This is a genomic window from Ramlibacter sp., assembly GCF_028292805.1.
Classification (GTDB): Bacteria; Pseudomonadota; Gammaproteobacteria; order Burkholderiales; family Burkholderiaceae_C; genus Ramlibacter.
The window spans coordinates 1-8159 of sequence record NZ_JAQGLS010000116.1 but is presented as its reverse complement, the minus strand read 5'-3'; the positions used below and the strand labels follow the sequence as shown (position 1 = coordinate 8159).

Sequence of the window (8159 nt, the reverse complement as noted above, 5' to 3'; positions counted from 1 at the left end):
CAAGGCTTCGTTGCCCAGCGCCCCGGTGGCGCCGGCGATCAGCAGCCGCGGCAGGCCGGCGGCGGGCGGGCGGCGGGCGGCCGCCTGCAGCACTTGAAGCGGGTCCTGGCGCATCCCATCTATGCTACCTTCGCCCTCACCCTCTCAAGGACGACAAGACAATGAAGAAGTTGCTGCTGATCCTGGCCTGCGCGCTGGCCCTTTCCGGTTGCGGCTACAACGATTTCCAGCGGCTGGACGAGCAGACCAAGTCGGCCTGGAGCGAAGTGCTCAACCAGTACCAGCGCCGCGCCGACCTGGTCCCCAACCTGGTCGCCACCGTCAAGGGCGAGGCCAACTTCGAGCAGGAAACCCTGACCCGCGTGGTCGAGGCCCGCGCCAGGGCCACCTCGATGCAGGTGACGCCGCAGACGCTGAACAACCCGGAAGCGTTCCAGAAATTCCAGCAGGTCCAAGGCGAACTGTCCAGCGCGCTGTCGCGGCTGCTGGTGGTGAGCGAGCGCTACCCCGACCTGAAGGCCAACAAGGGCTTCGGCGATTTGAGGGTGCAGCTGGAAGGCACCGAAAACCGCATCACGGTGGCGCGCAACCGCTACATCACGGCGGTGCAGGAGTACAACGTGCTGGCGCGCAGCTTCCCGAGCAACCTGACGGCGATGGTGTTCAACTACGACCCCAAGCCGGTGTTCACGGTGCAGAACGAAGCCCAGATCTCGGCGCCGCCGCGGGTGGACTTCGGCGCGCCGGCCGCTCCGGCTCCGGCTCCGGCTGCCGCCGCTGCGGCTGCCAGCACGCCAGCCCGCTGACCACATGTTCTCCCTTGTCATTGCGGGCTTGACCCGCAATCCAGGCGCCGAAGGAACATCCTGGGTGCCGGGTCACGCCCGGCATGACAAGCTGCTGTGGACATGGCTGTTGCTGGGGTGCCTGGCACTCTGCACATGGATGGCCCCGGCGCGCGCCCAGGGCGTCCTCCCCATCCCCGAACTCACTGCCCGCGTCATCGACCAGACCGGCACGCTGGACGCGATCGAGCGCAAGGCGCTGGAGGACAAGCTGGCGGCCTTCGAGCAAAAAAAGGGTTCGCAGCTGGTGGTGCTGGTGGTGCCGACGACGGCGCCGGAAGACATCGCCAGCTATGCCAACCGCGTCGGCAATGCCTGGAAGATCGGCCGCAAGGAAGTGGGCGACGGCATCTTGCTGATCGTGGCCAAGGACGAGCGCAAGGTCCGCATCGAGGTGGCCAAGGCGCTCGAAGGGGCGGTGCCCGACCTGGCGGCCAGCAACATCATCGAGCAGGCCATCACCCCACGCTTTCGGCAGAACGACTTCGCCGGTGGCCTGAACGCGGCGGCCGACCAGCTGATTGCCCGCGTCACCGGCGAGGCCCTGCCCGAGCCGCCGGCGCGCCAGGACGATGGCCGCGGCAGCGACTCCGGCTTCGACTGGGGCGGCGGGGCCATCTTCCTGTTCTTCGTGGTGCCGGTTGCCGGCGGCATCCTGCGCGGCATGTTCGGCCGCAAGCTCGGCTCGCTGGTGACGGCCGGCGCCGTCGGCGGGCTGGCGATGCTGTTCACCTCCAGCGCGGTGATCGCGGCGGTGGCGGGCATCGTGGCCCTGGTGTTCGCCTTCATGGGCGGCGGCGGTGGTGGCTTTGGCGGTGGCCGCGGCGCGCGCCGCTCACGCTGGGGTGGCGTGCCCATCATCCTGCCCGGTGGCGGCGGCTGGGGCGGAGGTCGTGGCGGCGGCTTCGGCGGCGGCTTCGGCTCCGGTGGCGGCGGCTACTTCGGTGGCGGCGGCGCCTCGGGAGGCTGGTGATGCTGGCACGCCTGCAACGCATGCTGCGGCACCGCTGGCTGGACGAAGCCGACGCCCGCCGCGCCATCCCGCCGGAGCTGGCGCAGCGGCTGGCCCAGCGGGTGGCCGCCAGCGAGCAGCGCCATACCGGCGAGGTCCGCATCTACGTCGAGGCCGGCCTGCCCATGGGCTACCTGTGGCGCGACAGCACGCCGCGCGAGCGTGCCATCGCCATGTTCGGCAAGCTCGGCGTGTGGGACACCGAACACAACAACGGCGTGCTGATCTACCTGCTGCTGGCCGAGCATGCGATCGAGATCGTGGCCGACCGCGGCCTGGCCCGGCACGTGGACCAGGCGCAATGGCAGGATGTGGTCGAGCACATGCGCCAGGCTTTTCGCGACGGCCGCTTCGAAGACGGCCTGACCCAGGCGCTGGCGGAAGTGTCGGCGCTGCTGGTGCAACACTTTCCCGCCGCGCCGGGAGCCGCCAACCCGGACGAACTGCCGAACGCGCCGCTGCTGGGCTGAGGGACGTCCACGCGCGTCGCCATCTGCCTACAACCGGTTGGTGCCTTGGCCGCCCTGCCGCACCGCGCGGGCCGGTAGAGTTCCTGCAGGGCCCGCCAGCGGCCCGGGAGTTCTCCGCATGCGCTCGAACAAGAAGACGAACACTAGGACGCCGGCCCTGGCCGTCGGGCTCATCGCGGCCGCCGCGCTCGGCGCGGGCGCCTGGCGGGCCGTGGACCATGGCGCGGTGGCAACCCGGGCGCTGCCGCCCGTGCCGGCGCAGACGGCGCCGGCGGCCACCGTGGCCAACCCGCCGTTACCGCAACAACCGCCAGCCGGCACCGAGAGCTCCGCCGAGGCAGCCGCCTCGGTGCCGCTGGAAGGCGCCGAGCCGACCGAGGACGTCGCGGGCGAAGCCAGGCGCAATCCGATCTCTTTCGCCCGCCAGGCCGGCCTGCACCGGGCCAAGGATCCGCTGCGGCTGGCCTCCAGCGCGGCCGTGGTGATGGATCCCGCCAGCGGCAACGTGCTGTATGCGAAGAACGAAAGCGCGGTGCTGCCGATCGCGTCGCTGACCAAGCTGATGACGGCGCTGATCGTGACCGAGGGCAAGCTGCCGATGGACGAGATGCTCACGATCACCGACGAGGACGTCGACCGCGAGCGCAACAGCCGCTCGCGGCTGCGCGTGGGCACCACGCTGACCCGCGGCGAAGCGCTGCACCTGGCCCTGATGTCCAGCGAGAACCGCGCCGCCCACGCCCTGGGCCGCACCTTCCCCGGCGGCCTGTCGCAGTTCGTGCAGGCGATGAACAACCGCGCCCGGCTGCTGGGCATGCGCGACACCACCTTCGTCGACCCCACCGGCTTGTCGAACCGCAACCAGTCCACCGCGCGCGACGTCGCCACGCTCACCTCGACCGCGGCGAAGAACCGGCTGCTGCGGGACTACTCCACCACGCCGCAGCACCAGGTGGTGCTGGGCGGGCGCAAGCTGCAATACCTCAACTCGAACCGGCTGGTGCGCAACGCCGCCTGGGACATCGAGCTGCAAAAGACCGGCTACATCGTCGAGGCCGGCCAGTGCGTGGCGATGTTCACCAAGGTCGGCGGCGACGAGGTCGTCATGGTGCTGCTGGACGCCTCCGACAAAGGCAGTCGCAGCGCCGACGCCCAACGGCTCAAGCGCTGGGTCTCGGCCCGCGACGGCGATCCGCAGGCGCTGGCCGCGGCCAGGCTGCCCGCGGCCGGGAGCTGACTCAGGGCGGCGGCGGCAGCAGCCCCAGGAAGGCGTCGAGGAGGTGGAAGTGGTCGTCGTGGAACTGGTCTTCCAGCGCGGCCAGGCCGGCCACCGGCACCCACATGGCTTCGGCCGCGTCGTCGCTGCCATGGATGTCCGGCCGGCGCCGCCCGCCCAGGTCGAAATGGAAGGCATGGGTGATCACGCGGCCGCGCTGGCTGCGGTCCGGATGGTCGAACACGCGCGTTGCCTTGAGCGCATGGGCCATCTCGCTGGGCAACAGCCGCAGTCCGGTTTCTTCCTCCAGTTCGCGCAACGCCGACTGGCAGGCTGTCTCGCGCTGGTCGATGAAGCCGCCCGGCACGGCCAGCAAGCCGCGCCCGGGCGCGCGGCCGCGGCGAATCAGCAGCACGTGGTCGCCGACCCGGACGATCGCGTCCACGGTCACGAACACCGGGGGATAGGGTGAGCCGGCCCACTTGTCGTGCTCCTGCGCCAGTTCCTGCCACTCGGCGCGCAAGCGCTCCAGGTGCGGCAGCTGGGCCCAGGCGCGCAGAAAGTCGACGGTCGAGCCCGGCACCTGGTCGCGCATGGCCGCCAGCGATGCCTCCACCGATGCGCCGGTGAACAGCGCGGCGCGCAGCGCCTTGCCGTGCAGCTCACCTTGCCGTCCCACGTCCTGCAGCACCCAGCCCGGGAAGTCGTTCAGGTACTCGCTGGTCGGATCCTTGCGGTGGCCCACCAGGGCGATGCGCGGGCCCCCGCCGCCGCTCAGCCGGGCGACGGCGGCCTGCGCCTGGGCCACCCAGCGCTGCTCATCGTAATGGTCGCGCAGCGGGGCGAAGTGAACCCGCGCCCGCTCGTCGTCGGTCAACGCCAGCCGGATCATGTCGGCCCGCTCCTGCCAGCCGAACGGGTTGCGCGGCGAGCGCGCCTGCCAGGCGGAGCCGATCAGCACGGCGCATTGCGGCGCCAGCGCCAGCGCGCGCCGCAGCAGCGCCAGCTGCCCGTGGTGGAAGACCTGGAACCGGCCGATGCAGACGGCCCAGTCGTACTTGGTGTCGCTCATGGCCGATTGTGCGCATGGGATGGGCGCATCCGCCGCTTTCCTACGCGCTGCGTCGGGCTTGGTGGACATGGCGGCTGGGCCGCGGCCCGCACACTGCTGGCAAATGAAAGTCACCTGGCCACAAATCCTGTGGGTCGCGCGGCACGGGCAGAGCGCGGGCAACGTCGCCCGCGACGCTGCCGAGGCGGCCGGGCACGTAATGATAGATATCCACTACCGCGACATCGACACGCCGCTGTCGGCGCTGGGGGTGGAGCAGTCGCGCGCGCTCGGCCGCTGGTTCGGCGCGCTGCCGGCCAAGGATCGCCCCACGGTGATCCTGTGCTCGCCCTATGTGCGCGCCAGGGAAACCGCCCGCCTGGTGGCCGCCGAGGCCGGCTGGAATACCGGCGTCGACCTGCGGCTGCGGATGGACGAGAGGCTGCGCGAAAAGGAATTTGGGGTGCTGGACCGGCTGACGGTGCACGGCATCCAGGGCAAGTTTCCGGAACTGCATAGCCAACGCGGCCATGTCGGCAAGTTCTACTTTCGCCCTCCCGGCGGCGAAAGCTGGTGCGACGTGATCCTGCGGCTGCGCAGCCTGACGGAGATGATGACGCGCGAGCATGGCGGCGAGCGCGTGCTGGTGGTGGCGCACCAGGTCATCGTCAACTGCATGCGCTACCTGGTGGAGAACCTGGATGAAAAGCAGATCCTGGAGATCGACCGCAAGGGCGACGTGCCCAACTGCGCCATCACCTCGTACCGGCACGATCCCGGCACCGACTGCCTGGAGCTGGACCTGGTGAACTTCATCTCGCCCCTGGTGCAGGCCGGCGCGCCCGTCACCGCCGCGCCCGATGCGCAGGCGGCGCCCAAGCCATGACGGCGGACAGCGCCATCGGCGTCGACGACGCCTTGCTCAAGGCCTGGCCGCTGCCGCAGCCGGACCAGAAAGGCGACAAGGAAAGCCGCGGCGCCGTGCTGGTGGTGGCCGGCAGCCGCGAGATTCCTGGCGCTGCGCTGCTGGCCGCCACCGCCTCGCTGCGGGCGGGCGCGGGCAAGCTGGTGATCGCCAGCCCCGCCTGCGTGGCGCCCTTGCTGTCGGCGCAAATGCCCGAAGCCCGCGTGATCGCGCTGCCCGAAGCGGACGACGGCGGCTTGGCTGCGCAAGGCCTGGACCTGCTGCGGCCGCTGGCAGAGCGGACAGCGGCCTTGCTGGTGGGGCCTGGCATGGCGCAGTGCGACAGCACGGTGCCTTTCATCCTGCGCCTGCTGCCGCTGTTTGGCGCGTCGACCGTGGTGCTGGACGCGCTGGCGATGGATTGCGCGCACACGCTGCCCCATTTCGAGCAGCCGGTCATCCTCACGCCCCATGCCGGCGAGATGGCACACCTGACCGGCCTGGACAAGGACGACGTGCAGGAGCGCGCATTGGAAGTGACCGTGCAGCAAGCCAGGACCTGGGGCGCGGTGGTGGCCTTGAAAGGGGCGGCCACCCACGTGGGCCATCCCGACGGCCGGACTTGGCGCCATGCCTCGCGCACCCCCGGGCTGGGCACCTCTGGCTCGGGCGACGTGCTGGCCGGCGTGATCGCGGGCCTGGCGGCGCGCGGCGCCACGCCGGAGCAAGCCGCGGTGTGGGGCGTGGCGCTGCATGCACGGGCAGGCGACCGGCTGGCGGCGCTCACCGGCAGCCTGGGCTACCTTGCGCGGGAGTTGCCGGCGCAGGTGCCGGCGGTGATGCATGCGCTGAGCGGCGAACCCGCCTAGCGGGAAGCTGCCGGCGCGCCCAGGTTCGCCAGCAGGTCCGGCTGCAGGATCTCGATCCAGTAGCCGTCCGGGTCCTTGATGAAGGCCACGTCCTTCATCTTGCCCTGGTCCGGGCGCTTGACGAACGCCACGCCGTTCTCGTCGAACCAGCGCACGGCGGCGGCCAGGTCCGGCACCGCAAAGCAGATGTGGCCGAAGCCCTGCGGCTGCGCGTTGCCGTCGTGGTAGCGGAACTGCGGGTCCGCCTCGGTGCCCCAGTTGTGGGTCAGCTCGAGGATGCCGCGCTGCGAGAAGGTCCACGTCATGCGGGCACCGGGGTCCTGCGGCACCTGGGCGTCCTCATCGGGCCGCGCCAGGAAGTACAGCGAGAACTTCATCTCGGGAAAATCCAGCTTGCGCAGCAGCCGCATGCCCAGCACGCCGGTGTAGAAGGCGAGCGCGACTGCCGGGTCCTTGACGCGCAGCATGGAGTGGTTGAACACGAAGCCGCGGGTGGCGGCGGGCGGACTGGCGACGACGCCGGGTTCGTTGCTCTCGGGCAGGGACATGGGTTGCTCCTGGAAAAAGAAAAAAGCCCCCGACTTGCGGCGGGGGCTCGAGTGCGCGGGTTTTTAGCGCGTTCTTATTCAGCTGGGGACAGAGCAGATCGCTGCGCTTGTCTGCTCCGTCCCACAGGGGACTTACTTTTTCTGCCGGAATTTGCGCAGCGCCGCCAGCTGCGCCGCCATCACGGCGAGTTCGGACTGGGCCTTCGCCATGTCGATTTCGCTCTTGGCATTTTTCAGCGCCTCTTCGGCCGCGGCCTTGGCCTCGTTGGCCTTTTCCTCGTCCAGGTCCTTGCCGCGGATGGCGGTGTCGGACAGGACGGTGACGCGGTTGGGCTGCACTTCCAGGATGCCACCGGCGACGAAGACGAATTCCTCGCCACCATCGGCGCGCTCGATGCGCACCGAGCCGGGCTTGACGCGCGTGATCAGCGGCGTGTGGCGCGGGTAGATGCCGAGCTCGCCGGCCTCACCCGGGAGGGCGACGAAGCGCGCCTCGCCGGAGAAGATCGACTCCTCGGCGCTCACCACGTCGACGTGGATGGTGTGCGGTGTATCAGCCATGGTTGCTTACGCAGCCGCCATCTTCTTGGCCTTCTCGAAGGCCTCGTCGATGGTGCCGACCATGTAGAACGACTGCTCGGGCAGGTGGTCGCACTCGCCGGCCACGATCATCTTGAAGCCGCGGATGGTTTCCGACAGCGACACGTACTTGCCCGGCGAACCCGTGAACACTTCCGCCACGAAGAACGGCTGGCTCAGGAAACGCTGGATCTTGCGGGCGCGGGACACGGCCAGCTTGTCTTCCGGCGACAGTTCGTCCATGCCCAGGATCGCGATGATGTCGCGCAGTTCCTTGTAGCGCTGCAGGGTTTCCTGCACGGCGCGGGTGGTGCGGTAGTGCTCTTCGCCGACCACCAGCGGGTCCATCTGGCGGCTGGTGGAGTCCAGCGGATCGACCGCCGGGTAGATGCCCAGCGACGCGATCTCACGCGACAGCGCCACGGTGGAATCCAGGTGGGCGAACGTGGTGGCGGGCGACGGATCGGTGTAATCGTCGGCGGGCACGTACACGGCCTGGATCGAGGTGATCGAGCCGACCTTGGTCGACGTGATGCGTTCCTGCAGGCGGCCCATTTCCTCGGCCAGCGTCGGCTGGTAGCCCACGGCGGAAGGCATCCGGCCCAGCAGCGCGGACACTTCGGTGCCGGCCAGCGTGTAGCGGTAGATGTTGTCCACGAAGAACA

General features: G+C 69.9%; 9 protein-coding genes and 1 pseudogene. 6 read left to right on the top strand and 4 right to left on the bottom strand.

Annotated elements, in window-relative coordinates; all coding sequences use genetic code 11:
* Positions 1-161: 161 nt before the first annotated feature.
* From JWP65_RS06680 to JWP65_RS06665, 4 genes are all read left to right on the top strand, one after another.
* Positions 162-806 carry a LemA family protein gene (locus tag JWP65_RS06680; protein WP_299761806.1) on the top strand — a complete coding sequence of 215 codons (645 nt, stop codon included), beginning with the start codon at positions 162-164 and terminating at the stop codon, positions 804-806.
* A 139-nt stretch (positions 807-945) separates the two neighbouring features.
* Positions 946-1818: a TPM domain-containing protein gene (locus JWP65_RS06675; RefSeq protein WP_299761803.1), complete on the top strand. Its 873-nt coding sequence runs from the start codon at positions 946-948 to the stop codon at positions 1816-1818.
* Positions 1818-2327, top strand: coding sequence for a TPM domain-containing protein (locus tag JWP65_RS06670; RefSeq protein WP_299761800.1), 510 nt, complete (start codon positions 1818-1820; stop codon positions 2325-2327). Before JWP65_RS06675 ends, JWP65_RS06670 begins: the two co-directional genes overlap by 1 nt.
* Positions 2328-2445: 118 nt before the next feature.
* Positions 2446-3564, top strand: coding sequence for a D-alanyl-D-alanine carboxypeptidase family protein (locus tag JWP65_RS06665; protein WP_299761797.1), 1119 nt, complete (start codon positions 2446-2448; stop codon positions 3562-3564).
* A 1-nt stretch (position 3565) separates the two neighbouring features.
* Here JWP65_RS06665 and JWP65_RS06660 read toward each other — a convergent pair whose 3' ends face one another.
* The gene (locus JWP65_RS06660) at positions 3566-4615 is read right to left on the bottom strand and encodes an NUDIX domain-containing protein (RefSeq protein WP_299761794.1); all 1050 of its coding nucleotides are present in this window, start codon (positions 4613-4615) and stop codon (positions 3566-3568) included.
* Positions 4616-4718: 103 nt separating this feature from the next.
* Here JWP65_RS06660 and JWP65_RS06655 point away from each other — a divergent pair, with 103 nt between their 5' ends.
* Together JWP65_RS06655 and JWP65_RS06650 are read left to right on the top strand one after the other, a co-directional pair.
* On the top strand, positions 4719-5480 hold the full coding sequence (locus JWP65_RS06655; RefSeq protein ID WP_299761791.1) for a histidine phosphatase family protein: 762 nt from the start codon (positions 4719-4721) through the stop codon (positions 5478-5480).
* A complete protein-coding gene (locus tag JWP65_RS06650) occupies positions 5477-6367 on the top strand; it encodes an NAD(P)H-hydrate dehydratase (protein WP_299761788.1) in 891 nt (296 codons plus the stop codon). Before JWP65_RS06655 ends, JWP65_RS06650 begins: the two co-directional genes overlap by 4 nt.
* On the opposite strand, the gene gloA is transcribed toward JWP65_RS06650, so the two are convergent.
* The 3 genes and pseudogenes from gloA to JWP65_RS06635 all read right to left on the bottom strand — a co-directional run.
* Complete coding sequence (gene gloA, locus JWP65_RS06645) at positions 6364-6915, bottom strand: lactoylglutathione lyase (protein WP_299761785.1); 552 nt, start codon at positions 6913-6915, stop codon at positions 6364-6366. The genes JWP65_RS06650 and gloA overlap by 4 nt on opposite strands.
* 132 nt (positions 6916-7047) lie before the next feature.
* A complete protein-coding gene (locus tag JWP65_RS06640) occupies positions 7048-7476 on the bottom strand; it encodes a F0F1 ATP synthase subunit epsilon (RefSeq protein WP_299761782.1) in 429 nt (142 codons plus the stop codon).
* A gap of 6 nt (positions 7477-7482) precedes the next feature.
* Positions 7483-8159: pseudogene (locus JWP65_RS06635) on the bottom strand (F0F1 ATP synthase subunit beta); the annotation flags it as partial.

Excerpts from the sequence above, each read along its gene's own strand:
- JWP65_RS06680 (WP_299761806.1), top strand. The coding sequence starts at position 162 with ATGAAGAAGTTGCTGCTGATCCTGGCCTGCGCGCTGGCCCTTTCCGGT.
- JWP65_RS06675 (WP_299761803.1), top strand. The coding sequence starts at position 946 with ATGGCCCCGGCGCGCGCCCAGGGCGTCCTCCCCATCCCCGAACTCACT.
- JWP65_RS06670 (WP_299761800.1), top strand. The coding sequence starts at position 1,818 with ATGCTGGCACGCCTGCAACGCATGCTGCGGCACCGCTGGCTGGACGAA.
- JWP65_RS06665 (WP_299761797.1), top strand. The coding sequence starts at position 2,446 with ATGCGCTCGAACAAGAAGACGAACACTAGGACGCCGGCCCTGGCCGTC.
- JWP65_RS06660 (WP_299761794.1), bottom strand. The coding sequence starts at position 4,615 with ATGAGCGACACCAAGTACGACTGGGCCGTCTGCATCGGCCGGTTCCAG.
- JWP65_RS06655 (WP_299761791.1), top strand. The coding sequence starts at position 4,719 with ATGAAAGTCACCTGGCCACAAATCCTGTGGGTCGCGCGGCACGGGCAG.
- JWP65_RS06650 (WP_299761788.1), top strand. The coding sequence starts at position 5,477 with ATGACGGCGGACAGCGCCATCGGCGTCGACGACGCCTTGCTCAAGGCC.
- gloA (WP_299761785.1), bottom strand. The coding sequence starts at position 6,915 with ATGTCCCTGCCCGAGAGCAACGAACCCGGCGTCGTCGCCAGTCCGCCC.
- JWP65_RS06640 (WP_299761782.1), bottom strand. The coding sequence starts at position 7,476 with ATGGCTGATACACCGCACACCATCCACGTCGACGTGGTGAGCGCCGAG.